Genomic DNA, 25,966 nt, shown 5'->3' on the forward strand with positions numbered 1-25,966 from the left:
GGGGCAAGGTAATAGAACAAATGGCTACAGCAGATGTGCCAATGAATACGACAACGATGCCAATAGCATCAGGTGATGGATCAGGTTAATGCCATGTTATTTGCCAAACTTGCTTTGAACAAACTCTGGGTCGAGCGGCTGTCTGCCTTGCTTGGCGGCGGTTTGACGCTGGTTGGTTTGCTGGTGCTGGTCGGCTGGTGGATGCCGCTGGTCTGGATTCAGGGATATTTGCCGGATTTCCCATCCATGAAACCGAACACGGGTATTGGTCTGGCACTGGCGGGTTGTGGCCTGGTTGGCTTGCAGTCGCCCCGCAGTTATTGGCTGTCGATCACCGCCGGTTGGGGGTTGTTACTGCTTGGACTGGTGACACTGGCTGAATACATGATCGGTATTGATGCCGGGCCGGATCACTGGTTACGGCCGGATCTGGATACCGATCTGTTTCTGCGGCCAAGTAAATCGACCGCCATTTGCATGCTGATGGCAGGCATGCTGCTGGTGCGCTCTGCCGTTGGTGGCTGGCATGATCCAAGGGTCAATGACCTGTTGCTCCTGGCCGGTATCGCACCAGCCCTGATGACCCTGTTTATCTGGATTTATCAGCCGTTTGCGGTTGCTGGCATGAGCCGCTCGTCGTTGATGGACTGGCATGCCAGTCTGGGTTTTATGGCGTTTTTTGTGCTGCTGGGCGCGCGCCTGCGACGCAGCTCGATGAACAAGCTGATCTATCGCGATACTGCTGGCGGCCGTTTTTATCGCAGTCTGGTGTTACCGATGCTGTTGCTGCCGTTATTCGGTGGCTGGCTATTACAGCAGCTGGTACTTGAAGGCCTGACTGATAATGCCACCTCGATCGCGGTGCTGGCGGTGGGCATGGCGATCATCGGATTGCTGGTGCTCAGCCTTGGTGCCCAGAGTATGGATGACTGGGCAAACGCACTACAGCACGAAAGTGAAACCCGTCAGCTGGCGGAAGCCCGCATCAGCCTGGTGTTGGAAAGCAGCGGCGCTGCCTTGTTGATGTTTGATGAAAACAAACACGTGTTCGAAGCCAACCGGGCAGCTGAGGAAATGTTCGGTTGGCCGCTGGAACAGCTCAAAAAGATGGAATTAAACGACTTTATTCCCCAGGCTTCCCGTCATCGTCATGACAAGCTGATGCAGGGCTTTGGCTCCAAGGGACGTAACGTCAGCTACAACCTGGACGATCCCGGCCGCATCATGGCGCTGACTGCCAGTGGCGAAACCATTCCGATTCAGGCGACAGTCAGTCGTATTACTGTCGGCAAGCGGGTGTATTTCGGCGCCGTAATCTTCAAGGGCGACCGGCTGGCGGAAAAAATTGTCACCTTGCGGGATGAAAGCGAGCTCGATGCGCTCACCCATGTTCCCAACCGACGGGCGCTGGAGCGACGGCTGGAGAGCTTGCCGGAGCAGCTCAAACGCGGCCAGGAGCAGATGGCGGTATTACTGCTCGATATCGACTTTTTCAAACGGATTAACGATGGCTGGGGCCATGACGTTGGCGACAAGGTGCTGATGGCTTTTTCGGCCGCCGTCGGCCAGACCCTGCGGGAACAGGATAATCTGTATCGTTATGGCGGTGAGGAATTCATCGCGCTGGTGGTGTGTCATTCGCTGAAAGAAGCGGAAGTGGTGTGCCAGCGTATTCTGGAACGGGTGCGCCAGCTGGCAGTCGCCGTTACCGCTGACGAAACCCTGCAGGTGCGTTGCAGTATCGGCGTTGCCATGTACAACCCGACTGCGGCAACGAGTCTGGAACAGTGCATCAAATGGGCTGATGAAGCCCTCTATGAAGCCAAACACAATGGTCGTGACCAGTACCGCCTGTCGGCTCTGGAATATACTCCGCCCGGAGATATTGGCCTGGGACTGGAATCCTGACTCTCTGCGTCGGTTGGTTCACTTTTGATAGCACATTTTATTGAGATATTTGTCACGAAAACCAATATTATTCAGGCGTAACAGTGATCTGGGTAGCAATACCATGAATGGCGCAAATTGCGGCCGTTGACCAGAAAACGTACAGAGGTAGCATAGCCGGGGATTGCTTGTCTTCAGGGCTACTACGGTTTGTGCCCGCCAGCCGGATTTCTCTCCAGAGACAGGCCATCAGGGATCGTCGCACTGCGTCCGCAGCCGGCCACAAGGATAGCAACTCTCCAAATGAATTATTGGCAAGGCACTGCCGGAACAGCAGTGTCGGATGGCGTCTGTCCGGGCTGGCCGGTGACGTCACAGGGATTGAGGAATATCTACCATGTCGGCATTACGAGTACCGGATAACCTGAACTGGCAACAAAAAGCGGTTACCTATTCGAGATCGTCGGACTGGTTACACTGTTTCGACAAGGAAACGTCATACCTGTTTGTGCTGGAAACCATCCATGCTGCCAGCCACCATCGCCAGACTTCCAAAGTGATTCTGCAACCGGCCCTGCACATTCAGTGTCGTGGTGCCCGCATTGAATTTCGCGCCTGTACCTATTCGGCGCGTCGCTGGCTTGGCTGGATTGAGTCCCGTCTGGCGGAGTTCACCCGCCTGTATCATCCGGATGATGACCTGCTGGTGCTGCAAAGCCCGGCGCTGACAGAATCTGCGGCCGTTGCCAGCCTGCAAAATCTCGAAGCGTTGCGGATTTTCCAGTTTGGTGGCGGAGCAGCCGGTGAGTCCGTATTAATGGGAGGCTATTTTGCAGCTGATTTACTGGCTCGTGCCAATGATGATGCCCAGCCATCCACCAAACAGCAGGCCCAGGGACAACCGGATTACGAGTTCTATCTGGCCGAAACCTGGCTGGAGGTCGAGCATTCCCGGTCTACCGCAGTCTTGCATACCTGCGCTTTGGCGTTTGATGCCATGGACTGGGCTGAACAGGGCTATTGGCTGACCGACTTTGCCGACCGTTATGAGTGGGCCCTGAATCAGAAACTGAAATTCGAAACCCATGTCGCGCCATTGATGGCGGAAGGTGCAGACGATGCTTTCCATGACTGGGTTGAATCGGCGCGCCGTTGTGTTGCTGACGGGGATATCCAGAAACTGCTGCTGTCGCGCAGTTTTTCCTATGACTGTATGGACCCGCTGGCGAATTACCTGCATCTGGGCAGCCAGCAAACCGAAGGTTATCTGTTCTATTTTTCCAGTCCGGACTGTCAGGCCTATGGTGCTTCCTCGGAAGTCGCGGTGGAGTTTCAGTCGCAAAAACGCAGTCTGGATGTTTATCCCCGGGTTGGTGTAATGCCCTGCAAGGCAATTCCGGGATCTGGTGCCAATACCAGTGCCTGGCTGGATCTGGCCATGGGGGTGGGTGACAAGGAAAAGGCCGCGATGCGTATGCTGGCGGAATTGAGTCGTACAGACGCTAATGCGACCCGTGAGCTGGTGCTGGCCCGGGATACCGAGAGTTCACCGTTTGCTTTTCGGGTTCATGGGCATATTCCGCCGTCGCTGGATGCGCTGGGTGTGTTTGAAAGTTACCTCAAGGTTGGCTCTGTGGCCGAGATTCGCCGCATCAACAGCTTGCCGTTTGTACGGGACTGTATCTCCAGCCGCCGTGATATTTATGGTGGCACTGTGGCTGTGCTGTCTGGCGCAGGCGACATGCAAAGCTGTGTTGCCAGCCAATGTGTGGTGGTTCGCGATGGCACCGCCCGGGTTTGCAGTGGGGTTGGTATTGATGATTCCAGCAGCAACGACGACGGCACTGGCATTGTGATTGGTCAGCTGGAGGATTATTGGTTCCAGATGCAGATGTCGGCGACCCATTAACCGTCGGTCTGCTGACCCTGCTGGCAGATGGCTCCGTCTGCCAGCGAATTTCTTGCAACACATTCCTTCCATCGATGTCCCAGAGGCGTTTTCAATTGACTTATTGAGAATGCCCCCACGCCAGCAAGATATTTTTTTCATATGGCCGGGTGGCATAATCCGCTACCAGACTGCTGATGGATTCTGTTTATGTTTGAAAAAATTTCCGCCACCGGCTGGTGGCAGGATCTGGTGAGCCAGAACTATGACTGGTTCTGGGATGTTGCGATTGCGCTGACCATCACCTTGACTGCCGGTTTCTTCTGGCGTATCGCCCGCCACCGTTTGCTGAAGCTGGTTACCCGTACCCGCAATCATTGGGACGATGTGGTTGTCGATGCCATCGCAGTGCCGGTTAACTGGATCATTCTGGCGGTGGGGGCCAGCTGGGTGGCGGACATTACCGCCCGCAATTTTGACCTTGGCGTGATGACCAGCATTCCGTTGGCGCGTCAGTTGTCGTTGATCGTGTTGGTGTCCTGGGCTGTCTGGCGGTTGATTAACCGGGTTGAACATCGGCAGATTTCCCGTGGGGCGGATCCCACAACCATTGAGCTGGTTGGCAAGATTGCCCGCGTGGTCGTGATTATCCTGATGGTGCTGCCAATTTTGCAGGCACTGGGAATTACCATTTCCGGTTTGCTGGCATTTGGTGGTGTTGGCGGCCTGGTCGTGGGTCTGGCGGCCAAGGATCTGCTGGCCAACTTTTTTGGATCGATTGTGGTGTATATGGACCGTCCGTTCCGGGTTGGCGACTGGATTCGTTCACCGGATCGCAATATCGAAGGTGTCGTTGAGAGCATTGGCTTCCGGGTTACTTGTATTCGCACTTTCGACAAGCGGCCGTTATATGTACCAAACTCGATCTTCACTAGTATTGCGGTGGAAAACCCTTCGCGGATGTTGAACCGCCGTATTTATGAAACCATTGGCATCCGTTATCAGGACAGCCGGGTGATGCATGCGGTGATTGATGGCGTACGGGACATGCTGCGCAATCATGAGGAGATTGATCAAGGGCAGACACTGATCGTCAACTTCAACAGCTTTGGTGCATCCAGCCTCGATTTCTTTGTTTATTGCTTCACCAAAACCACGGACTGGGTTCAGTTTCACCAGATTAAACAGGATGTCATGCTGAAGATTCTCGAAGTGGTGCACGCCAACGGTGCCGACTGTGCCTTCCCGACTCGTACCCTGCATCTGGATTCTATGCCGGCAGAAATGCTGCAGGCCAATACTCAGGTGCCCAACATCATGACAACCCCACAAGGACCGGTGGAGCACAGCCATGGCAGAGCCGCCAGCAGCAATTCAAACGCCAGCCTCAACAACGTCAACGGCAACAACGTCAACGGCAACAACGTCAACGGCAACAACAGTAACCAGCAGCCAGCCAGTCTGGTCTGAGGCACCTTGCTGCCGCTTCTGCCATCAGGCGGTTCCTCCGCGCTGGTGGTGGGAGTTGGCATCAAAAACCCACTGTCCGCACTGTGGCCAGCCATTACGCATCCTCAGGCAGGTGAAACCCGCCCGCGGCCGGGATATGCGGATGTTGCTGCTGATTCCCTATATGGTGCTTGTGGTAGCGTTCAAGTCGGCCTTTCCTGAACTACCTGAACAGCATCGCTGGACTACCGTGATTAGCGTTATGCTCGGCTGGGCTGTGTTTTTTTACTTTGGCAGTCGCTGGTCAGGCTTCAAATCCCAGCCAGCTCGCACACTTTGGCGGCTGACCCGCCGTCGCAGCGCTCTCCCTCGGCCTGTGTTCGACCGCTATAGCGTAATACTGCTGTTATGCCTGTTGGCAGCGTTTGGGTTTGTCTGGCTGCTATCGAGGCTTGCAAGCGGATCAGGCTGACATTCCCCCCAATTGTGCAACGGATTCTGGTTACACTGGTCGTATTGGCAAAGCCTTACACGGAGCAAGCATGTCTGAACGCCTGTCGTCACAACACTGGAATACCGATCTGTCATTGCTGGCGCGCAAGCTGAATCAGCAGCAGGACTTTCTGATTATCCAGGACCTTGATGGCGTCTGTATGGGGTTGGTACGCGATCCGCTCAATCGTGACATTGACCCTGGCTATGTTCGTGCGGTACGTCAGCTGGATGGCCATTTTTACGTGCTGACCAACGGTGAGCATGTCGGCAAGCGTGGAGTGAATCCGATTGTCGAACGGGCAGTAGGTCGGGATCTGGCGCAACATGAGGGCCTGTATTTACCCGGTCTGGCGGGTGGTGGCGTGCAATGGCAAGACCGTTTTGGCAAGGTCAGCCATCCAGGCCTGCAGTCACAGGAACTGGCTTTTTTGCTACAGGTGCCGGTCAAGGCCCGCTATTTTCTGATCAATCTGCTCGGCAATCCCCCTTATAACCTGGCCAAGGAAAACATCGAGTTACTGGCCAACAGTGTGGTGCTGGATAACCGGGTATCACCAACCATCAATATCAATCTGCTCAGCGCGGTGCTGGGGAGTGTTTCAGCGGTCAATCGCTTGCAGGCTGATGTGCAGCGCTTTATGCACAAATTGTTGGCGGAAGCTCGCGAGCAGGGTATGGATGATTCGTTTTTTGTTCACTATGCCCCCAACCTAGGACGTGACAGCAGCACCGGCATTGAGCGTATTAAACCGGCTGATACGGATAGCTGGGGCACCACTGACTTCCAGTTTATGGTCAAGGGTGCGGTGAAAGAGGCGGGTGTGATGGTGTTGCTGAATCGCTATTATTTTCAGCAAACTGGCGAATACCCGTTAGGGGAGGACTTTAACGCCCGTTCGGCTCCGGCTGACCATCAGGCTCTATTGGCGCTGGCACAACAGCACTTCGACCCGGCTTTGATGCCCAGCATCATCGGTGTTGGCGACACCATTACGTCCCATACCATTGATCTCGATGGTCAGCCTACCACCTTGAGGGGTGGTAGCGACCGGGGGTTCCTGACGCTGGTGCAGGATCTGGGGCAAGGCTTCGGCTCTGACAATGCCACCGTGCTGGTCGACAGCAGCGCCGGTGAAGTGATTCGGCCGGGTGTCAGCAGTTCACTGCTGACAGAGCAATTTGATGCTGCGGTAGCCGGGCTGTCAGACAAGGATGATCCGCTGAAAATCAACTTTGTTATCCCGGCGGGTTATCAGCAATACCTGAGATTTTTTATTGGTATGTCACGCTAAGGCATTGGCAACACCGGGTTGAGGGATTGCCCAGCTTCGCCACTCTTCTGAAAAGCCGATATTGGCGGGATCACCGCATAACTGTTGCTCTAATAAATCCAGGTAGGCTTTGCCCCAACGTTCAATGAAAGCGGACTCCAACTCCTCTGGTTCGGGGGAAGGTAACTCTCTGAACTCGATAGCGATATCATTGGCCTCGGTCCAGTAAGCCTTCATCCATAATGACGGCGTTCGGTTGCGATAGCATAGTCTGGGCATGATTGGAGCCAGAGTCAGTTTGCCGTGCATAAAATCAAACTCTATGCCGCCTTTGCCTTTGGATAGATCTGGAGAGGAAATAATGGCTTCATTGTCTTTCAGGGAAGCAATCAACTGTTTTATTGCAGTGTGGGGCTGCTCAGTGAGAAACGAGGTGCGAAAATGAGGCTCCAGACTACGCCCGGTCGTTGCGATAATTCTGGTGCTAATACCTGCTCTTTTCATTGCAACCATACTGGCTGCTACCGGACCTCGGTGAGAAGATGCGATCACCAATCCTTTTTTTTTCGATAAAAGAGACGTTATTGGTGACATATCTGTGTTGATCAGAGGGTATTGATCCCAATCGGGTTCTATTTGTGAGCAGTCTGTACTGAATGCTTTTGTGAAAAGTCTGTTGGCTTGCTGACCCCAGCGTGCCCGCCCGTACCAATCGATAAATTGCCATTGTGTTTTATCTGCTTTGATCCATGCGAAGCATGATGCAGGCGTTAAATGGTTGGCATTATCCAATGATATCTTTTGTAGCTCGGTGATCAGGTTGAGTTTTCTATCGAAGTCAGTTGGTTGAACCTGGAATTTATTATCAATCTGGTTTGCTTCATGATGCTGGCCACAAATTCTCAGGATGTCGATATAATATGTTATATATTGAGGGGATTTATATGTGTTGGCCCATAATTTAAACTTTTCCAGCATGCCCAGATCTGAGCGCAGGATCATGCATGTACTATGCAGGATGTCTGCAAAAGCTTTCGGTTTTTTGAACAGATTTTCAACTATTTCCAGTAGCTGAATACAGCGCTCTTTATTTCCTGTTTCGGCATTTGCTTTAATCAGCAGGCCATATAATGATATGGATTTAAACTGCTTTATGCCTTGTTCCAGAGTATCGATACCCCGTTGTTGCTCGCCAAGAGCCCGGAGTGATTGGTAATAAGCCGTAATAGATTGGACATCTGGCCGTTTTTGCATGGCCTGCTCAGCTTTATGCAACGATGACGAAAAATCCCCAAGGCGATAGTAAATTTCACATTGCTGTATTGGATTGATTTTGTTGCCAAATGATTCAAGAATGTATTTGAATTCATCGACCTTGTTAATTTTTAAAATTAGCTGAATATAAGCATCGATTGTTTCTGGCTTTAGGTTTGGGTGCTTTTTTAATGATTTTGAAAGCGTTATTGCTTCATGAAACTTTCGTTGTTTTAATAATGAAAGAAGCTTGAATTTTATTACTTCTTCTTCACTTTTCAGGTGAATGGATGAAGCTTCAATTAAATTTGAAAATTCGTCATGTTTATCGAGATCAATTAACAGGTGTAACAGGCTTCGTATTACTGGCAGGTGCTCTGAAGAAATATCATATGCCTGACTTAGTAAAAGCAGGGCTGCTTTTGGGGTGTTACGCCGAATCAGTCGTTGGGCATTACGGAGCTTCAGTGCAGGACTTGGTATATCACTGCAGTTATTAAATAAATGTTCAACTTGGGGGGGAGATAGTTTTTTAATACAAATATCAATAAATTGATAGCCAAAAGGGTGGTGCTTTAAAGAGATTCTTAATGCTTCTTCGATATTATTGGAATGCTCTCTGCTATTTGTGTTCTGTAAAGCAAGGCTCAGCTGTGCTTTTAAGGCGTAGAAGTTATTGTTCTGGTGTTCTAGAACAGTGTTAACCAGCTCTTGGTTCTCGGGAATATCTATCAGCCTGTCCGCTAGCAAAAGGGTATTTAATAGCTGGGCTTTGGCTCTGATAAAAGCCGGGTAGTCACTGGCCAGCCTCTGTAATGTTTGCGCAGCAGCTTCCAGTCGTCCCTGTTGTTGGTTAAGCAGGGCTTCCCTGAGTCGCACCTCTGGGGCTGAAGGATCGGCATCGTAAGCTTGCTTCAGGGTCTCGGATGCCAGGTCAAATTGTCTGGCAGCCAATTGAGTGTCGATTAATCTTAAAAACTCCGCCTGAGTGGTTGCCGCTTTCGTTATCTCACTCATTTGTTTGCTCCTGAACACTCCATATTTGGTGTGCATGTTCCTGAACATGCCAGATGTCAATAAAACGGAAGTCGGCGCGTTTGCCGAATTGTTCGTCAATACGAGCCAGGCGCCGCTGCAATTGTTTGAGCTGTTCAGGGTCACTCAAATCGAAGCGCTGCAGTCTCGGATTGTGGAAATAAATCATGGCTTCCTTGCGTGTTAGCGCAGGTGGTGGAAGTTGGTCCGATGGCAGCCACCAGCCAAGCGCTGGCCGTGGTCGTGGCTCAGTGGCCTGGTAGGTCTCATGCGCTTGCAGCTCAATTCGTTGGCCATTGATACAGACGACGGGAATGCCTTTGCGAAGGGCAAAATTAAGTGCTTCCGCCGCTGTTTGTACGATTGGCTCACCTTTATCATTTAATGACGTATTGCAGACAATCGGCACACCAGTGAGTTGATGAAACGCGCTGATTAACTGGTACAGCCGTGGTTGCTGTTGTCGCTGTAAGGTTTGTACCCGAGCGGATTGATCCAGATGGCAAATTCCGGGCACGGAGTCACGACGTTCTGCTTTCACCTCAAAGGTGTGCAGCATAAAAGGTGATTGGTAGCGAATATCGAACCATTCGGCGGCTTGCTCGGCCAACACTATGGGCGCTACTGGTCGCCACCATTGACGCTGCTTGATCTGATTGAGCTGGTCACGGGCGGCGGCTGTTCGAGGGTCCGACAACAGGCTGCGCTGACCCAGTGCTCGCGGGCCGACTTCGCTGTTACCATCAAACCAGACGATGGCGCTATTACAAAGGTCTTGTGCCAGTTGAGCCGGGTCGGCCGTCTGACAGCTGTGAATATGGGCGGCAAATTCCGGCGCGAGAAGGATTTGCTGCCAATCTTCATCAGCCGGGCCAAGGGCAGCACCGGGCAGTTGGAACTGCAAGGTCTTGCCAGTTTCCTGCAGACCGTAATAGAAATGCTGCAGGCCAATGCCGAGCGACATACCTGAGTCATTGACGGTTGGTGGGGCACTGAAACCACGGAAACCAAAGTGATCCATAATGGCGCTGTTGCTGGGGCAATTCAGCGCATAGCCGCCAGTAATCGATAACCAGGTTTGTTCGGGCTTGATATCAAACTCAGCGATCAACTGACTAACGGCTTCTTTGACGACATCAACCGATTCTTGCTGAACCCGTTTGACCAACATACTCAGGCGGTTATCTTCGGCGCAAAAGCGGTCATCCCAGTGTTGTACCAGAGGGTGGTCGGCATCACCTTCGGTGGCCCAAATCGCGGCCACCAGGTCATCAATCCAGCGGGCGACGGCATGAATATCGGCAATGGTTCGCAGCCGTGGCGAGGACGAAACCGCACCTGAATATTCCGCGGTGGTCGCCGGACCTAACGCCATTAAGCTACCTTCGGCCATTTTAAAGCGCTGCCGCAGACTGGCCCATAGCACGGCTGGAGATGGAATGTGGCGCAGCTGTAACTGGCCCTGCTTGACGTAGCCAGCGCTGTAATAGTCTTTGGCGCGGCACTCGGGGTCTAACACGGTGTCTGGGCCGCCATCTAACGCCAGTCCTAAAATGGCTTGCTGCTGAAACTTCTGGCTGTCGATCAACAGGCCGCTGAACAGGTGACAGAGGTTGTGATAAGCGAAGCGTGAATCGGGACTGTTGCTGTATGGGGTATCCCCCAGACCAGGGGTGCCGATAATCGCCTGCAGCTGATTGGTGCTGAGTTGCAGTTCAGCCAGTTGCTCATTGATAAAACCGAGCGCGGCATCGATGGTTGGAAACGACAACGAGTGATGCTTAACGCCTGACAGGCGTTCGAATTCCCAGCTGCGAACCAATTCCAGCTGATCATCCTGCAAGTGCCACAAGGTCATGCTTTGGTCATGGCGCACGCCGATGTCATTTTGTGCAGCAATGGCGTCGATATAGGTATAAATAGAAAGGTAATAACCGTTATTCATGGCAGTTCAGGCTGTTCTTTTAGTTACTCGACAGCGCAAGGCGCTGGTGGGGTACAGGCAGACTCCGGGCTCCAGCCGCTGTTGGCTTGCACTTGCAGGGGATACGTCAAACTGAACGCTGCGCAGACATTCGGTCATTACCGCCATGATTTCACTCCAGGCGACTGACATCCCGGAGCAGCCGTAATTGCCCCCCGAAAATGGCATAAACGAACCCTTGGCAATCGGGCTGGCATCCGGGGCGAAACGCTGGGGGTTAAATTGGTCGGGTTGATCCCACAGCTTGTGATGGCGATGCAGAAAATACAGCGACACCAGCAACATGCTACCGGCCGGAAATTCCTGCCCCTGAATGGTGATAGCACGCTTGGCGTCGCGCATAACATCGGTGCCGGGAGGGAATAACCGCAGGGTTTCGTTAACGACATTGCGCAAGGCGCGGCGGTGTTGATCGTCGTCCGGGTCTGCCAGCAAGCGTTCAGCCAGGTCTTGCTGTATGTCCGGGTGAAGTCCCAGCAGCCAGCCGCACCAGGCCATCGTCAGGCCGGTGGTGACATGGCCTGAAGCCGCAAACACCAGAGCGTTGGCTTTGACTTCGGCCTGGCTGAGCCCCGGCGCGGTTGGCCAGCCCTGCTCGTCAGCAATGGCTCGTAGTGGATTGTCTTGCGGGAGTAGTTGCCAACGGCCACTGTCGTGAAAATGTTGGGTCAGTCGAGCAACGATATTGGCGGATGTGACAAAATCCGATTTGTCGGCTTGATGGAGTTCGTCGATGGTGCGGGTGACCACTGGGTCGCGGCCCTGATACTGGTTGTTGCCAAACAGGCTGTCCCAGGTAATTTGCAGGGCCAGCTCGCTCATTTCCCGATACAGGTCGATTTCACCTGTGGCCAGCCAGCGTTGAATCGCATCCTGGGTGGCAGCCTTTGCGACTTCGCCCACTTGTTGTGCCTGTTTGGCCGATACCAGCGCTTTGAGGGCAATACGCTGGCGTTCGTTGCGAGCGCCCAGGGTGCCACTGATTCCAGGTCCAAACGCCTGACTACCGAGCCGCTGCTGTACGACAGCCTTGGGGAAATCGTCTGTATGAGTGACCAGAATTTCATGAGCGGCAGCCGGGTCTGCGATAAAGACCAAAGTACGTTCGCCAAATTGGAGCTGATGGAATGGCTGTTCGAGTAATTCCACAGGACGATTGTTCTGTCGAAAGCGAATCAGCTCAGAGGCAGACAACGCCAACCAGTCAATCTCTTGTGCTGCTGCAAATTTTAGCCGTGGTAGTTGGATGCTTGTCATTCCAGTGCACTCGCTTCAGCAGCCCGGGAAGTCGCTGATTCTTGTTGTAACCAGGCTGGTCGTGGATACAAAAAGATGCGACCGAGAGTATCTATGGTGTTGAGCCAGCCAATAAAGGCTTCGCGGCAGCTGACATCCTGCAGCGAAGGAGTAAAGCGTGAGGACCAGCCACCCGAATACATCCGGCACTGGCTACAGTCGATATCCGGGGTGCCGCACTTGACCTGGCCTGGTTCCAGGTCACAGGTGTAATACTTCATCGGATCTATCACCCGTGAGTGGCAGTTAATGGCGATGCCCTGATCATCCAATTGGTAACGTGGTCCTGGTTGGCACATCAGGTCGTTATATTCCTGGCAGTAAGCCACTGTTTCTGGATAGTCTTCGATACTGGCACCCAGAATTTCCCGGGTGCGGTGCAGGTCGTCATCAGAAAACATCGGCGAGTGGGTCAGGTCGCTAAAGCGAAAAAACTTGTCGTCGTGTTGTTGGTGGCGGGCCAGCTTGTTGAGGTAGGAGTGGGTTGGAGAGTAGAGATTGTAGGTCAGCTCGACTCCATGCTCATAACATAACCGGGCTACTTCTGGCACCTGGTTGATGGTTTGGCTGGACACCGTGAAAAGCATGATTGCTCTGGAATCCCCGGCATAGTTACCGAGGGCCTTGCGAAATACACTGGCACCGCGCAGTAAACGGTCGGAGTTATCATCTCCTGCCCATACTGAAACCCCGATTCGATAGGGAATATCCTTGTCCAGTGGAATGGTGCCGTTGGTACCAATATTACCCCAGGGGAAATGTTCTGCCGCAGCGAGCAAACGTTCTTGCGCCAATGCCGGTTCGGCACCGACAAAATATGCCATGGTTACGCCACGTTCGGCTTCCTGGCTGAAAAAATGCTGCCAGTCTGACAAAGGCCGGTTCCCGTTGATCTTCCAGGTGTCGCCACCTTCAAAGTAGTAACAGCCTTCACACTTCAGGTTGCAGCGGGTTTCCATCTCGTAAAAAGCCGGATTGCGGAAAGCCCGCACGGTATCCTTGGCTCTTTGATAACGGGGTTTTAAATCCGGATTCTGTTTTAGCAAGCGCAAGATTGCTTGCGAAAGTTGTCGGGCGTTGTGGGAGTGAGAGGAAGAGCTTGGGAGGGACACAGACTATGGCTCCTGCCTAAATCCAAAAGGGAATAATAGATGCACTGTATTACTAACCGTTATGGCAGTTTTGATGGCCAATGTAAAACCGCATAATTCAGGATTTGTAAGGCTGGCCTTTAGCTGTATCTCAATTTCTTTCTGCTGACGTTTATCACTGTTTGAAACATGATTAGGATAGTAATGTCTTGACCGGGCATGGCCCGGCTTTGTAAAACCGGAACGCCGCGGAATGTGTGATCCTCCGGGGCGGGCCTCGGCAAGTTGACAGGAAGGCTTGCTGGCAATCGGGAAAATCGGTGTAGCAGGGAAAACAAGGATTATTACGGGCTGATGCCGACCTTATCGTAGCTTCCTATCGACCTGTTTAAAAACATCAATTTTGTCTATTGAGTTTTGTGGTGCAGTATTAACCCTGTTTCCTAACCCCATCCAAATGAATTGGAGAAAGACAATGATCAACACTGAAATCAAGCCATTTGCAGCGACCGCGTTCAAAGGCGGTGAGTTCGTAGACATCACTGAAGCGGATGTTAAAGGCAAGTGGGCCGTTTTCTTCTTCTACCCAGCTGACTTCACTTTCGTTTGTCCTACCGAACTGGAAGACCTGGCTGACAAGTACGAAGCTCTGCAGAGCATGGGCGTAGAAGTATTCTCTGTTTCTACTGACACCCACTTCTGTCACAAAGCATGGCACGACACTTCTCCAGCAATCGGCAAAATCAACTACTACATGGTTGGCGACCAGACTGGCACCATCACCAACAACTTCGGTGTAATGCGTCCAGGCGTTGGTCTGGCTGACCGTGCTACCTTCCTGGTTGACCCAGAAGGCGTTATCCAGGCGATGGAAATCACTGCTGAAGGCATTGGCCGTGACGCAGAAGACCTGATGCGTAAAGTGAAAGCCGCTCAGTACGTTGCTTCTCACCCAGGCGAAGTTTGCCCAGCCAAGTGGAAAGAAGGCGAAGCTACTCTGGCTCCTTCGCTGGATCTGGTTGGCAAGATCTAAGCTGACTTTTCTGGTCAGACCACAGCGGCTGGACTTCCATAGCTCGGCGCTGTAGCCAAAACAATCAGCCACATCCCCGGATGTGGCTGATTGCGTTTGGGGCATACCAAAACAGCGGTTATCCAAACACCGGCTGAACATTTTTGAATCATCAAGTCGTTTGCCTTTTGTGCTGTGCCTTGTGCCGATTGGCACTTACTCTGACGTTTGCTCTGTCCGGTATTTATTCTCGCTCGTGCTTATTTCACGAATCCCGATCGTTTGCGCCCGGACAAGGTTTCAGCTTGCCGGAATGGTGATACTGATAGTTTGATTTGATAAGAATTGTTTTAGCTGATAGCTATCGCATCTTTAGGAAAGATTGATTTATCCAATTGAAAAAGCCGCGTTACTATAACTGCGTACTCTGAATCAAGGCGCTCAGAACCGGTGGTGGTCTGGGTGAATCCAACGCTATTTAAGGAACTCATCATGCTTGACGCAAACATGAAACAGCAACTGGGCACCTACCTCCAACGTCTCGTTAGCCCGATTGAACTGACCGTTTTTACTAAAGAAGGCAATGACAAGTCTGCCGAGCTGGAAAGTCTGGCGCGTGATATTGCCGAGCTGTCTGCGGACGTATCCCTGCAGGTTGTTGCTGGTGACGCTGGCCGCACTCCGCGTATGGAAGTTGCACCAAAAGGTGAAACCTCCCGCGTTACTTTCGCCGGTGTGCCAATGGGCCACGAATTCACTTCACTGGTATTGGCGCTGCTGCAGGCAGGTGCTTACCCATCAAAAGAAGATGCTGCGCTGCAGGAACAGGCCAAGGGTCTGACTCGCAAGCTGGACTTTGAAGTGTATGTGTCGCTGTCTTGTCACAACTGCCCGGACGTGGTGCAGGCGATCAACCTGATGGCGATTCTGAACCCGAACGTTACTGCAACCATGGTTGACGGTGGTGTGTTCCCGAAAGAAGTGGAAGAAAAAGGCATCATGGCTGTGCCTTCGCTGTTCCTCAACGGTGAAGAATTTGCCAACGGCAAGATGACTCTGGCTGAGATCCTCAACAAGGTTGACGACGACGCCGATGCCAAAGCTGCTGCCGCGCTGGCGGATAAAGAAGCGTTTGATGTGCTGGTTGTTGGCGGTGGCCCTGCTGGTGCGTCTGCAGCGATTTACGCGGCCCGTAAAGGCATTCGTACCGGTATTGTAGCCGAGCGTTTTGGTGGTCAGGTTTCCGATACCGTCGGCATTGAGAACTTTATCTCTGTACCTTACACCGAAGGTCCAAAGCTGGTTGCACATCTGGAAGAGCACGTTAAGGAATATAACGTCGATATCATGAAGTCCCAGAGTGTTGCTGCCCTGCGCACCGGTGCTGATGGTCTGAAAGAAGTTGAACTGGCCAATGGTGCCGTGCTGAAAGCCAAATCTGTGATTCTGGCTACCGGTGCTCGCTGGCGTGAAATGAACGTACCGGGCGAGTCTGAATACAAGGCCAAGGGCGTATGTTTCTGCCCACACTGCGACGGCCCGCTGTTCAAAGGCAAGCCAGTGGCTGTGATTGGTGGTGGTAACTCAGGTATTGAAGCGGCGATCGATCTGGCCGGTATCGTTGAACACGTAACCGTACTGGAATTTGGTGACACCCTGCGTGCAGACGCGGTGCTGGTGAAAAAAGCCGAATCCATGCCGAACATCAAGATCATCAAGCAAGCCATGACCACTGAAGTACTGGGTGACAATGGCAAGGTGGTCGGCCTGAAATACACCGACCGCAGCACCGATGAGTCACACGTGGTCGATGTTGCCGGTATCTTTGTACAGATCGGTCTGGTGCCAAACAGCGAATTCCTCAAGGGTTCACTGGAGCTGACCAACCGTGGCGAGATTGTGGTCGATTCCCATGGCCGTACCAGCATGGACGGTGTCTTTGCTGCCGGTGACGTGACCACCTCTGCTTACAAGCAGATCATTATTTCCATGGGCTCTGGTGCGACAGCAGCCCTGGGTGCTTTCGATTACCTGATTCGGAATTGATCAGAAGCAGTCAATGGCATGCGGTTGTCGCGCTGAGAACCGCATTCATGATGTCCCTTGTCTGGCCCACTGGGTCAGTACAGTTTTGCCACCGTTCGCGGTGGCTTTTTTGTTTATGACGCTTCTGCTTCCAGTGCACTGCGTACGGCTTGCAAGACTTCCTGCTTCAGTGCGGGTTCTGACAAGGCCCGTGCAATCGCGACACCACCAATCATCATCACCATGTTCTGCAATACGTTTTGCCGTTGCTCTGGGCTGTCCTGGGTAAAACGCTCAGCCATATTGGCGAACAATGCTGTGTAGGTGTCGCGGATATCCGGCTGCTGCTGGGCGACATCGGTAATCAGGAAAGCCAATGGGCAGCCAACCCCGTCACTGTTGACGTGCGGATCTGACAGATAACCCTCGATCAGGCGTCGGCGATCAAACTGCCAGCCATCATCGGGCTGGACCTGACGAAACATGCGATGAGCAGCCTGACTCATGGCATGGCGATAGAGTTCGGACTTGGACTGGAAGTGGCTGTAAAACGCTCCGCGTGTCATGCCGGCTTCACTCATGACTTGATCAATTCCAACCCCGTCAAAACCCCGCTGACTGAACAGACTGGCGGCGGCGTCGAGAATCCGCTGGCGGCTTTGCTGTTTGTGGTCCTTGTTCCAGGCCATCAGTGATTCCCCAAAAAATATGTTATTGAACATATTGTGTCGGGCGCCAGAATGAATCAAGTCTTCAGAGCGGCATTGCTGGCCGCTCTGTGTTGCTGATTTTGTCAGGGAGATCACTCAAATGATGTTATTTGGACCAGCGTTCAGCCCCTATATCCGCGCTGCCCGCTTGTATGCGGCAGAGCTGGGTATGACTCTGGAATGCAGTATGGCGCCGTTTGGCGAACGCATTAAACCCGGCTCCGCCGAGCATCAGGCGCTTAATCCGTTTGGCAAGTTTCCGGTGTTGCTGACCGATGATTTCAAGCTGTTCGAGACCGCCGCGATTTGCCGTTATCTCGACAGCCTGGCGGGTGACAAGAGTTTGCTGGCACCGTTAACACAACAACAGCGGGCGCTGGTGGATCAGTGGACCGGCGCTATGGCGATTTACGGTCGGCTCTACACCATGGACGGTTTTATGCTGGAGCTGGTGTTCCCGAAAGGTGAAAACGGTCAGCCGAGAATGGACGTGATCCGTGATCATCTGCCGCAGGCCCGCAGCTTTATTGCGATTGTTGAACAGCAGCTGAGTCAGCATCAGTGGCTGGCCGGAGAGTATTACAGCATGGCTGACAGTATGCTGACGCCATTCCTTGATCATCTCACCCGAATGCCGGTATTGGATGATCAGGGGCCGATTATTACGGCGGGGTCAGCCTGTGCGGATTATCTGCAACGGGTCAGGGCCAGAAGCTCTGCCTGGGTGCTGGCGGAGACATGAGTGGCTGTGGCCGTGTTAACGACGGTCCAGCCAGACTTCCAGCCCTTGGGTATTGAGGTCGGCGTCTGTTGCCAGCCAGGCGCGGGCCTGTTGCAGATCTGCCACCGGGTTGATGGTTGCCAGTTGTGCTGTCAGCCAATCGAGCATGGCTGCGGCAATGCGCTGGTGGCGGCCTTCGATTGGGCTGGCGTGTTGTTCGGCGAGGGCGACAAAGGCATCCAGTGATGCCAGCAATTGTTCGACGTTACGGCGGTGCGGGCGCACCGGGCCATAGTGGGTCAGGTACATAAACTTTGGTTCAAGTGCGACCAGGCGTTCGATACTGGCGCGCATGGCGACAGGGTCGAAATGCACCGGCGTGGTGGTGACAAACAACAGGTTGTCGCCCGCAGTGGTGTCGAACACCTTGTAGGAAATACCAAAGGTGTCGCCGGTAAAAATGCTGTTGCTGCTGCTGTCGTGGACGCAAAAATGGTGTTTGGCGTGCCCCGGTGTGTCGTAGAAGGTGAACGTCCGGCCGTGGAAGTTGAGTTGGAAGTTGTCGTCAACCTGAATCACCCGTGCTGCGTCAATCGGTAGCAAGGCGCCGTAGAGCTGGTCGTATTTTTCATCGCCATATACCGCACGGGTACCCGCCTCAAGCCTGGTCGGGTCAATCATATGGGCGGCGCCACGTGGATGAATGACCAGTTTGGCGTTCGGGCATTCGGCCATCAGGCGACCGGCACCGGCAGCGTGGTCGAGGTGCACATGGGTCGGAATAATGTAATCGACCTGCTCCGGCGTCAGTCCCATCACCTGAATCTGATCCAGAATATGCGGCACTGTGTGACTGGTGCCGGTTTCGATAATCGCCAGTCGATCACCCTGTTCAACCAGATACACGCTGGCAACACCGGCACTGACGTAGTCGGCATCCAGTTGCCAGATGCCCTGGGGGTGAGCTATGGGGGATGGGTAACGATGGGCCTTGTTTGCTGAGTCAGCCATATTTTCTCCTGCGGCAGTCCTTGCTGTGGATGTCCATTTTATTGTTTTTGTTATGGGTTCAGTTAACCCGGCTGGTCGGATTTGTTCAATCCGACCAAATTACCAGAGACATTATGAAGAGCCTGAACTGCGCTGTTTATGACCTGATCGGCCGCTTTGCTGCCGATTGGCCAGTAGCTGGCTCGTTGCAGGTGGGCGCGATCAAGGCTGGCGCTTGGTTTTGCCGGCGGCTCTGCGTAAGCTCCGGAATAATAAAAACTGCACCGCCGCTGTGGCGGTTGTGTCATTTGACCAGAGATTTCACCACCATGTCTGCAGATCTGAAAATCGTCTTTGCCACTAACGATAATGCCCTGGCGGATCGCCTGATCAGCCGAATGGAAAGCTGGTATCCCCACGTCAGCGTTTGCAAGCTGGATGACCCGGCAGCTGCAGAGGCCGAAGTCGCCGCTTGCTGGTATCCACCGGAAGACTTGCTGCAACGTTGTCCCAACCTGAAGTTGCTGCAGGCCATTTCGGCCGGGGTGGATCATATCGGTGATGCCTTGTTGGCCAGTGGCGTGCCGATTTGCCGGGTGGTGGACGAGGGTCAGAAACACGGCATGCTGGAATACGTGTTGTGGGGCATGCTGCATTACCAGCGTGATTTTGACCTGGCGTTGGCCAATCAGGCCAACAAGGTCTGGAAGCTGCATCCGCAACGTCGGCCAGGCCGCATGCGGGTCGGCGTGATGGGGCTGGGGCAGCTGGGTGGATATATTGCCGAAGGACTGGTGTCGTTTGGTTATAGCGTATCGGGCTGGTCACGCACCGACCGACATTTCGATCAGGTCAGCTGTTATGCCGGTGAAGCAGAAATGACGGAATTTCTGGCCAACTGCGACGCCATTATCAACCTGCTGCCACTGACACCGGCGACCGATGGCATCCTCAATGCCAGCCTGTTCGAGCGTCTGCCGCAAGGGGCGGTGGTGATGAATTGTGGTCGCGGCGAGCATCTTAATGAAGCAGACCTGATTGCCGCACTGGCATCCGGTCATCTGCGTGGGGCAATTCTGGATGTATTTCCGAAGGAGCCGCTGGCGCAGGACAACCCGCTGTGGACCACACCGGGCGTGGTGATTACGCCCCATATGGCGTCATCGGCATCCGGCAAGGCGATTCTGGGTCAACTGGTCGACAATGGCCGCCATGTGCTGGAAGGCCTGCCACTGATGAATCTGGTGGATAGTGAGCAGGGCTATTAATTTTGTAGATGGCGAGATGTCCAGGCTGCAGTGACTGGCTTATCCCTGCTTCGCCTGCATCACAATCTCCAGCGCATCCAGTCGCTGTTGGCGATCATAAATATCGTTGGTAAACATCAGCTCATTGACCCCCAGTTCCTGCACCAGCGCTTCCAGTTTGAATTTCAGGGTCGCCGGGCCGCCAACCACGGACATCGCCAGAAAGGACTGCACCTGCGCCTGGGTCGGGATATCCCACAGTTCATCCATATTCTCGACTGGCGGCGGCAGGAACAGCGGTTGGCCGGTCATCAGCGCCATCACCCGTTGCTGGCTGCTGGTCGCCAGATAGTGGGCTTGCTTGTCTGTTGCTGCTGCAATCAGTGGAATGCAGGCGATGGCATAGGGCTCGCTGAGGGTTGCTGATGGCTGGAAGTGGCGGCGGTAAATCTCCAGTGCTTCCTGCAGATAACGCGGTGCAAAGTGGGCGGCAAAGGCGTAGGGCAGGCCGCGCTGGGCCGCCAGGCGGGCACTGAACAGGCTTGAGCCCAACAACCACACGGGCACGTTGGAGCCACTGCCGGGATAAGCCTTGACCCGTTTGCTTGGGTCTTCCGGGCCTAACAGGCGTTGCAGTTCGGCAACTTCTTCCGGGAAGTGCTCGGCGCGCATGTCGTTACGGTGCAAGGCGCGGCTGGTGAGTGGATCCGTCCCCGGCGCACGACCGAGACCAAGATCAATACGGTCGCCATGCAAAGCGGCCAGCGTCCCGAACTGTTCTGCCACCACTAATGGTGGGTGATTGGGCAGCATGATGCCGCCGGAACCAACCCGGATGTTGGTGGTGGCGCCAGCCAGATGACCAATCAGTACACTGGTTGCCGAGCTGGCAATGCCTGCCATGTTGTGGTGCTCTGCCAGCCACAGACGTTTGAAGCCCAGCTGGTCAGCCCGACGGGCGTGTTCGGTAACCGATTTCAGAGTGGCGGGAATATCCATTCCCTGCGGTACGGTCGCTAGTTCCAGCAGCGAAAATGGAATGTCTTGCAGCAACGCCATGGCAACCTCGATCTTTCTGTATTGTTGCCATGCTCGCAGCTGCCGGGCAGTGGTGACAGCCCTTGTGCTGATATTCACTGTTGCAGCATTGGCCAGCGATTGTTTCAGAATATGATAGTGAACATATTTGATGGTCTGGTTAGGCTGTCCGAACGAATAACAACAATCTCTGAAGCAAGGAATTTATATGGCCAAATCTGCGTTTAGCCCGACTTTGGAACAGCTGCAACAGGTCGGTACTGACTGCTTGCCGGGGCATCTGGGGATGGAAATTCTGTCTGTTGCAGATGCTCAGGTGCGGGCCCGTATGCCTGTCCATCAGCATCACATGGCTCCCAATGGGTTCCTCCATGGCGGCAGTGTGGTGGCGCTGGCGGATACCCTCTGTGGGTACGGCACTATGGCCAATTTGCCGGAAGGCGCTGTGTCTTTTACCACCATCGAACTGAAAGCGAATTATTTTGCCAGTGTGAAAGCCGGAGCTGTGGTGGAATGTGTCGCCAGCGCGGTGCATCTGGGCCGTTCAACCCAGGTCTGGGATGCTGAGGTCAGGGATGAGAGTAATGGCAAACGGCTGGCGCTGTTTCGTTGTTCGAACATGGTGATTTATCCGAAGGCTTGAGCTGGCTGGCTCGGGCTCAGCTGAATATTCTCCCGGTTTCAGGCCCTGCGCCTGAAACTGTCATCGTTTGCTTGCAGGCTGCTGACCGGCAAATCTGCAAAACGCTCGCCGTTTACGGCATTTTTACGCTAACTTCTGCTTTGCGGACTCGATTCTTTACGCAATCATCCAGAGAATAGACGATCCGATTTTCTTGTTTTCAACCGGTCTTGCAGTGTCAGAGGAAGCAAGACCCCCTGGTCAGGGAGCAACCGTGCTGGCGTTGTTTAAACCCGTTCTGTTTGTGTGTGGCGTCCTGGCCATGAGCATGGCTGCGTTTATGCTGGTTCCGGCGGTCTATTCGATGGCCGTGGACGATCATGAAGCCATGGCATTCTTCAGTGGTTGTGGCTGGTCTGCCGGTATTGGTCTGGTCCTGCTGATGTCGAATCGTTCGCGGGATTTCACCCTCAACGCCCGCCAGCTGTATCTGCTCACCAGCCTGAGCTGGCTGATGCTGTCGTTTTTCAGCGCCTTGCCGCTGACTCTCACCGATCACCCTCTGACTCTGACTGATGCCGTATTTGAAGCGGTGTCCGGCATCACCACCACAGGTTCGACGGTGATGTCTGGCTTGCACGACACGCCGCCATCATTGCTGTTATGGCGCTCGATGCTGCAATGGATTGGTGGGATTGGCGTGATTGGTATGGCGGTGTCGATCTTGCCGTTCCTGCGGGTCGGTGGTATGCGGCTGTTCCAGACGGAATCGTCGGACTGGTCGGATAAATCGCTGCCGCGCTTCCAGCATCTGGCGCGTTCCCTGGTGGCGGTTTATCTCGGCATGACGCTGCTGTGTACGTTGAGCTACTGGTTTGCCGGAATGACGGCTTTTGATGCTATCAACCACGCCATGACCACGGTTTCGACCGGCGGTTATGCCACCGACGATGCTTCGATGGGGCGCTTCGATAATACCATTCTGTGGATTGCTACCCTGTTTATGATGTTGGGTGGCATGCCTTTTACCATCTTCATCCGGTTAGTGAGCCGCCCCAGCTTGCGGGTGTTTCGGGATGATCAGATCAAGGGCTTTGTGCTGATAGTGATCGTACTGGTAGGTGTGCTGTTCCTGCAGCAGTGGCTGACAACGGATAGAGAGCCGTTCGAGATTCTGACCCAGGCGGCGTTTAACATCGTCTCCGTGATTACCACGACGGGTTTTGCGTCCGAGGATTACACCCTCTGGGGCTCGTTTGCGATGGCGCTGTTTTTCTTTGTCACCTTTATCGGCGGCTGCTCGGGTTCGACCAGTGGTGGTATGAAAATTTTCCGTTTCCAGCTGTCATGGTTGTTCCTGCGCGACCAGATGCGCAAGCTGGTGCACCCGCGCGGCTTTTTTGTCGTACGTTACAACCGCAAGCCGATCACTGACGACATCATGGGTTCGGCGGTAGCGTTTTCATTTCTGTTTTTTGTAGTGCTGACGCTCACCACGCTGGCACTGGCGGCGACCGGGCTGGATGTGTTGACGTCGCTGACCGGCGCTGCCACGGCGTTGACCAACGTTGGCCCAGGCCTGGGCGACATCATTGGCCCGGCTGGTAATTTCGCCAGCTTGCCCGATTCAAGTAAATGGATTCTCAGTCTGGCCATGATTCTGGGGCGGCTGGAACTGTTGACGCTGGTGGTGTTGCTGTCACCGGTTTTCTGGAGAGGATAATTCATGCCTGCCTATCGAACCCGTAAACCCCAGTTGCGCCATTGGTTGCTGGCGCTGCTGGCTCCCATGCTGGGCACCCTGGTGTGCTGGCTGCTGAATGACTGGGGGCTGGTGCCTGAAGCCAGTCTGGTGCTGATTTACCTGATGGTGGTGCTGCTGGTGGGTGTCAGTACGGCCACTCGGCCGGCCCTGTTAAGCGCGGTGCTGTCGTTTCTGGCCTATAACTTCTGGTTCACCGAACCGCGTCTGTCGCTCTACATGATGCATCAGCAGGAAGTGATGACCGCTTTCCTGATGGTGCTGGTGGCACTGGTCACTGGTCAGTTAACCGCTGGCTTGCGGGAAAAGGTCGACACGCTGGAAAGCACCATGCGCTGGACCCGTCGCCAGATGAGTCTGGCGCAGTCGCTGTCATCCTGTATGAATTCGGAAGAATTGTTGACCGTGTTTGCTCGCGAATTACGAGTGCTGTTTGAAGACGGCCCAGTCGATGTGCAGCTGGTCGACGGTCGTAAGGACGTGCTGGCGGATTGCACCGTGTACGACGGCCGCGAGCTGATTGTGATCAAGCATGAACACAGTATGGAATTACGTTTACCCGCGCCGCCGGATGCCTACGACCGTGTGGTGCTGACGTATGACGAACGCAGTCCGAACCTGATTCATGCCCAGCTGGATGCGGCTGTTGAATTGCTGCGGCTGGCCTGGAGCCGGGTGCTGCTGATTGGCAATCTGCAACAGGAAACCATGATCAAGGAGCGCGAGCAGCTGCGTTCGGCCTTGCTGTCGTCGATTTCCCATGACCTGCGCACGCCGCTGGCGACCATGATTGGTTCGGTCAGCTCGCTGGTGGAGTTGAAAGAAAGTCTGTCGCAGCAGCAGCAGGATGAGTTGTTGGACAATACCCTGTCAGAAGCCCGCCGACTGGATCGTTATATCCAGAAACTGCTGGATATGACCCGGCTGGGGCAGGGTGAACTGAAGCTGGAGCGTGACTGGGTGGGCGTTGATGAAATCGTCAGTGTATCGTTACGACGGCTGGAGCCGCTGTTGTCCGGCCAGATTCTGCAAACCCGCATTGAACCGGACCTGCCGCTGTTAAAAGTCCATGGCGCCTTGATTGAACAGGCGGTTTTTAACGTGCTGGAAAACGCCCTGCGCTATACCCCGGCCGGTGAAGCCATTCTGGTGGATGTGCGCCAGCAAGACGGCAATCTGCTGATGGACATTACCGACTCCGGGCCGGGCATTCCGGAAGAGCATTGGGCGCCGATTTTTGACATGTTCTACACCCTTGCCCAAGGCGATCACAACACTGCTGGAACTGGCCTGGGGCTGACGATTTGCCAGAGTATTCTGGGTGCCCATGGTGGTTCGGCCACCGTGGTCAGCAGCTCTTCCGAACAGGGCACCTGTTTCCGTTTAACGCTGCCATTGGCGGTCAATGCTCCGGCTGACGAAGCCTGATATAGGCTTATAGGGAACCTGGATGAGCCGAATTCTGGTAATCGATGATGAGCCGCAGATTCGCCGTTTTTTGACCATCAGCCTGGAGTCTCAGGGTCATCAGATCAGCGAAGCCCAGTGCGGAGCCGAAGGTCTGGCGATGGTGGCGCTGGAGCAGCCAGAACTGGTGATTCTGGATCTCGGGCTGCCGGACATCGATGGCCAGCAGGTGCTGCAGCAGATCCGCGAATTCAGTCAGGTGCCGGTGATTGTGTTGTCGGTCCGTAACCACGAACGTGAGAAGGTTCTGGCGCTCGACAATGGCTGCAACGACTATGTTGAAAAGCCGTTCGGAGTGAAGGAATTACTGGCGCGAATTCGGGCGGTATTACGCACGTCAAGCGGCAAGCCTGCGGCTAAAAGCGGCTATGATGATGGTCGTCTGAACATCGATTTTGTATCCCGCACCGTCCAGCTTGAAGGTGAGCGGGTGCGGTTTTCGCCACGGGAATACGAGCTGTTGCTGGAGCTGGTGCAGCATCCGGGGCAAATCATTACCCAGCATCAGCTGTTAAAAAAATTCTGGGGTGAAGGGCATCTGGACGATACCCATTACCTACGGATTTTTATTCGCCAGATTCGTAACAAGCTGGGAGATGATCCGGCCCGACCGGCCTATATCGAAACCGAGGCCGGGGTGGGTTACCGTTTTCTGGGCGAGTCACTCACTGGCTGAAAACTCAATAACTTCGCAAGGTCCCGGCATGCCGGGACTGCACTCC

The 25,966-nt window shown here is 54.0% G+C and carries 20 protein-coding genes; 13 read left to right on the forward strand and 7 right to left on the reverse strand.

Annotated elements, in window-relative coordinates:
- Positions 1-93: 93 nt before the first annotated feature.
- From K6123_RS07380 to stpA, 5 genes are all read left to right on the forward strand, one after another.
- Complete coding sequence (locus K6123_RS07380) at positions 94-1,908, forward strand: GGDEF domain-containing protein (RefSeq protein WP_221795941.1); 1,815 nt, start codon at positions 94-96, stop codon at positions 1,906-1,908.
- Positions 1,909-2,284: 376 nt separating this feature from the next.
- Positions 2,285-3,796 carry a chorismate-binding protein gene (locus tag K6123_RS07385; protein WP_221795944.1) on the forward strand — a complete coding sequence of 504 codons (1,512 nt, stop codon included), beginning with the start codon at positions 2,285-2,287 and terminating at the stop codon, positions 3,794-3,796.
- Positions 3,797-3,985: 189 nt separating this feature from the next.
- On the forward strand, positions 3,986-5,245 hold the full coding sequence (locus K6123_RS07390) for a mechanosensitive ion channel family protein (RefSeq protein ID WP_221795946.1): 1,260 nt from the start codon (positions 3,986-3,988) through the stop codon (positions 5,243-5,245).
- A gap of 142 nt (positions 5,246-5,387) precedes the next feature.
- Positions 5,388-5,696 (forward strand): hypothetical protein, encoded by a 309-nt coding sequence (locus K6123_RS07395; protein WP_221795949.1) that lies wholly within the window; start codon positions 5,388-5,390, stop codon positions 5,694-5,696.
- Between the two features lie 70 nt (positions 5,697-5,766).
- Positions 5,767-7,011: a glucosylglycerol 3-phosphatase gene (stpA, locus tag K6123_RS07400; protein WP_221795953.1), complete on the forward strand. Its 1,245-nt coding sequence runs from the start codon at positions 5,767-5,769 to the stop codon at positions 7,009-7,011.
- Here the strand turns inward: stpA and K6123_RS07405 are convergent.
- From K6123_RS07405 to K6123_RS07420, 4 genes are read right to left on the reverse strand one after another with little or no spacing between them, the layout of a single operon-like run.
- Positions 7,003-9,261: a tetratricopeptide repeat protein gene (locus K6123_RS07405; RefSeq protein ID WP_221795956.1), complete on the reverse strand. Its 2,259-nt coding sequence runs from the start codon at positions 9,259-9,261 to the stop codon at positions 7,003-7,005. The two genes, stpA and K6123_RS07405, sit on opposite strands and share 9 nt — an antisense overlap.
- On the reverse strand, positions 9,254-11,224 hold the full coding sequence (locus K6123_RS07410; RefSeq protein ID WP_221795959.1) for a carbamoyltransferase C-terminal domain-containing protein: 1,971 nt from the start codon (positions 11,222-11,224) through the stop codon (positions 9,254-9,256). The genes K6123_RS07405 and K6123_RS07410 overlap by 8 nt, the downstream gene beginning before the upstream one ends.
- A 6-nt stretch (positions 11,225-11,230) precedes the next feature.
- The gene (locus K6123_RS07415) at positions 11,231-12,520 is read right to left on the reverse strand and encodes a cytochrome P450 (RefSeq protein ID WP_221795963.1); all 1,290 of its coding nucleotides are present in this window, start codon (positions 12,518-12,520) and stop codon (positions 11,231-11,233) included.
- A complete protein-coding gene (locus K6123_RS07420) occupies positions 12,517-13,671 on the reverse strand; it encodes a hypothetical protein (protein WP_221795966.1) in 1,155 nt (384 codons plus the stop codon). The genes K6123_RS07415 and K6123_RS07420 overlap by 4 nt, the downstream gene beginning before the upstream one ends.
- A 454-nt stretch (positions 13,672-14,125) precedes the next feature.
- Between K6123_RS07420 and ahpC the strand changes: the two genes are divergently transcribed.
- Both ahpC and ahpF read left to right on the forward strand, forming a co-directional pair.
- A complete protein-coding gene (gene ahpC / locus K6123_RS07425; protein ID WP_221795969.1) occupies positions 14,126-14,683 on the forward strand; it encodes an alkyl hydroperoxide reductase subunit C in 558 nt (185 codons plus the stop codon).
- Between the two features lie 471 nt (positions 14,684-15,154).
- Entirely contained in the window at positions 15,155-16,708 is a 1,554-nt protein-coding gene (gene ahpF / locus K6123_RS07430) for an alkyl hydroperoxide reductase subunit F (RefSeq protein ID WP_221795972.1), read from the forward strand.
- A gap of 113 nt (positions 16,709-16,821) precedes the next feature.
- Here the strand turns inward: ahpF and K6123_RS07435 are convergent, their stop codons facing one another.
- Positions 16,822-17,376, reverse strand: coding sequence for a TetR/AcrR family transcriptional regulator (locus K6123_RS07435; protein ID WP_221795975.1), 555 nt, complete (start codon positions 17,374-17,376; stop codon positions 16,822-16,824).
- A gap of 121 nt (positions 17,377-17,497) precedes the next feature.
- Here K6123_RS07435 and K6123_RS07440 point away from each other — a divergent pair, with 121 nt between their 5' ends.
- Positions 17,498-18,139, forward strand: coding sequence for a glutathione S-transferase family protein (locus K6123_RS07440; protein WP_221795978.1), 642 nt, complete (start codon positions 17,498-17,500; stop codon positions 18,137-18,139).
- Between the two features lie 15 nt (positions 18,140-18,154).
- On the opposite strand, the gene K6123_RS07445 is transcribed toward K6123_RS07440, so the two are convergent.
- Entirely contained in the window at positions 18,155-19,129 is a 975-nt protein-coding gene (locus K6123_RS07445; protein WP_221795981.1) for an MBL fold metallo-hydrolase, read from the reverse strand.
- A 308-nt stretch (positions 19,130-19,437) separates the two neighbouring features.
- On the opposite strand from K6123_RS07445, the gene K6123_RS07450 reads away from it, so the two are divergent.
- Positions 19,438-20,376 carry a 2-hydroxyacid dehydrogenase gene (locus K6123_RS07450; protein ID WP_221795984.1) on the forward strand — a complete coding sequence of 313 codons (939 nt, stop codon included), beginning with the start codon at positions 19,438-19,440 and terminating at the stop codon, positions 20,374-20,376.
- 39 nt (positions 20,377-20,415) lie between these two features.
- On the opposite strand, the gene K6123_RS07455 is transcribed toward K6123_RS07450, so the two are convergent.
- Positions 20,416-21,414 (reverse strand): LLM class flavin-dependent oxidoreductase, encoded by a 999-nt coding sequence (locus tag K6123_RS07455; RefSeq protein WP_221795987.1) that lies wholly within the window; start codon positions 21,412-21,414, stop codon positions 20,416-20,418.
- A gap of 187 nt (positions 21,415-21,601) precedes the next feature.
- Between K6123_RS07455 and K6123_RS07460 the strand changes: the two genes are divergently transcribed.
- The 4 genes from K6123_RS07460 (at position 21,602) to K6123_RS07475 (ending at position 25,920) form a co-directional block, all read left to right on the forward strand.
- On the forward strand, positions 21,602-22,036 hold the full coding sequence (locus tag K6123_RS07460) for a PaaI family thioesterase (protein ID WP_221795991.1): 435 nt from the start codon (positions 21,602-21,604) through the stop codon (positions 22,034-22,036).
- Between the two features lie 253 nt (positions 22,037-22,289).
- Positions 22,290-23,738 carry a TrkH family potassium uptake protein gene (locus K6123_RS07465; protein ID WP_343223971.1) on the forward strand — a complete coding sequence of 483 codons (1,449 nt, stop codon included), beginning with the start codon at positions 22,290-22,292 and terminating at the stop codon, positions 23,736-23,738.
- 3 nt (positions 23,739-23,741) lie between these two features.
- The gene (locus K6123_RS07470) at positions 23,742-25,205 is read left to right on the forward strand and encodes an ATP-binding protein (protein WP_221795994.1); all 1,464 of its coding nucleotides are present in this window, start codon (positions 23,742-23,744) and stop codon (positions 25,203-25,205) included.
- A 22-nt stretch (positions 25,206-25,227) separates the two neighbouring features.
- A complete protein-coding gene (locus K6123_RS07475; protein ID WP_221795997.1) occupies positions 25,228-25,920 on the forward strand; it encodes a response regulator in 693 nt (230 codons plus the stop codon).
- The last annotated feature ends 46 nt before the right edge of the window (positions 25,921-25,966 follow it).

Origin of the sequence: Oceanobacter mangrovi (assembly GCF_019740315.1) — a bacterium.
GTDB classification, from domain to species: Bacteria; Pseudomonadota; Gammaproteobacteria; order Pseudomonadales; family Oceanobacteraceae; genus Oceanobacter; species Oceanobacter mangrovi.

Coding starts and splice junctions, on each gene's coding strand:
- K6123_RS07380 (WP_221795941.1), top strand. CDS start 94: ATGTTATTTGCCAAACTTGCTTTGAACAAACTCTGGGTCGAGCGGCTG.
- K6123_RS07385 (WP_221795944.1), top strand. CDS start 2,285: ATGTCGGCATTACGAGTACCGGATAACCTGAACTGGCAACAAAAAGCG.
- K6123_RS07390 (WP_221795946.1), top strand. CDS start 3,986: ATGTTTGAAAAAATTTCCGCCACCGGCTGGTGGCAGGATCTGGTGAGC.
- K6123_RS07395 (WP_221795949.1), top strand. CDS start 5,388: ATGTTGCTGCTGATTCCCTATATGGTGCTTGTGGTAGCGTTCAAGTCG.
- stpA (WP_221795953.1), top strand. CDS start 5,767: ATGTCTGAACGCCTGTCGTCACAACACTGGAATACCGATCTGTCATTG.
- K6123_RS07405 (WP_221795956.1), bottom strand. CDS start 9,261: ATGAGTGAGATAACGAAAGCGGCAACCACTCAGGCGGAGTTTTTAAGA.
- K6123_RS07410 (WP_221795959.1), bottom strand. CDS start 11,224: ATGAATAACGGTTATTACCTTTCTATTTATACCTATATCGACGCCATT.
- K6123_RS07415 (WP_221795963.1), bottom strand. CDS start 12,520: ATGACAAGCATCCAACTACCACGGCTAAAATTTGCAGCAGCACAAGAG.
- ahpC (WP_221795969.1), top strand. CDS start 14,126: ATGATCAACACTGAAATCAAGCCATTTGCAGCGACCGCGTTCAAAGGC.
- ahpF (WP_221795972.1), top strand. CDS start 15,155: ATGCTTGACGCAAACATGAAACAGCAACTGGGCACCTACCTCCAACGT.
- K6123_RS07435 (WP_221795975.1), bottom strand. CDS start 17,376: ATGGCCTGGAACAAGGACCACAAACAGCAAAGCCGCCAGCGGATTCTC.
- K6123_RS07440 (WP_221795978.1), top strand. CDS start 17,498: ATGATGTTATTTGGACCAGCGTTCAGCCCCTATATCCGCGCTGCCCGC.
- K6123_RS07445 (WP_221795981.1), bottom strand. CDS start 19,129: ATGGCTGACTCAGCAAACAAGGCCCATCGTTACCCATCCCCCATAGCT.
- K6123_RS07450 (WP_221795984.1), top strand. CDS start 19,438: ATGTCTGCAGATCTGAAAATCGTCTTTGCCACTAACGATAATGCCCTG.
- K6123_RS07455 (WP_221795987.1), bottom strand. CDS start 21,414: ATGGCGTTGCTGCAAGACATTCCATTTTCGCTGCTGGAACTAGCGACC.
- K6123_RS07460 (WP_221795991.1), top strand. CDS start 21,602: ATGGCCAAATCTGCGTTTAGCCCGACTTTGGAACAGCTGCAACAGGTC.
- K6123_RS07470 (WP_221795994.1), top strand. CDS start 23,742: ATGCCTGCCTATCGAACCCGTAAACCCCAGTTGCGCCATTGGTTGCTG.
- K6123_RS07475 (WP_221795997.1), top strand. CDS start 25,228: ATGAGCCGAATTCTGGTAATCGATGATGAGCCGCAGATTCGCCGTTTT.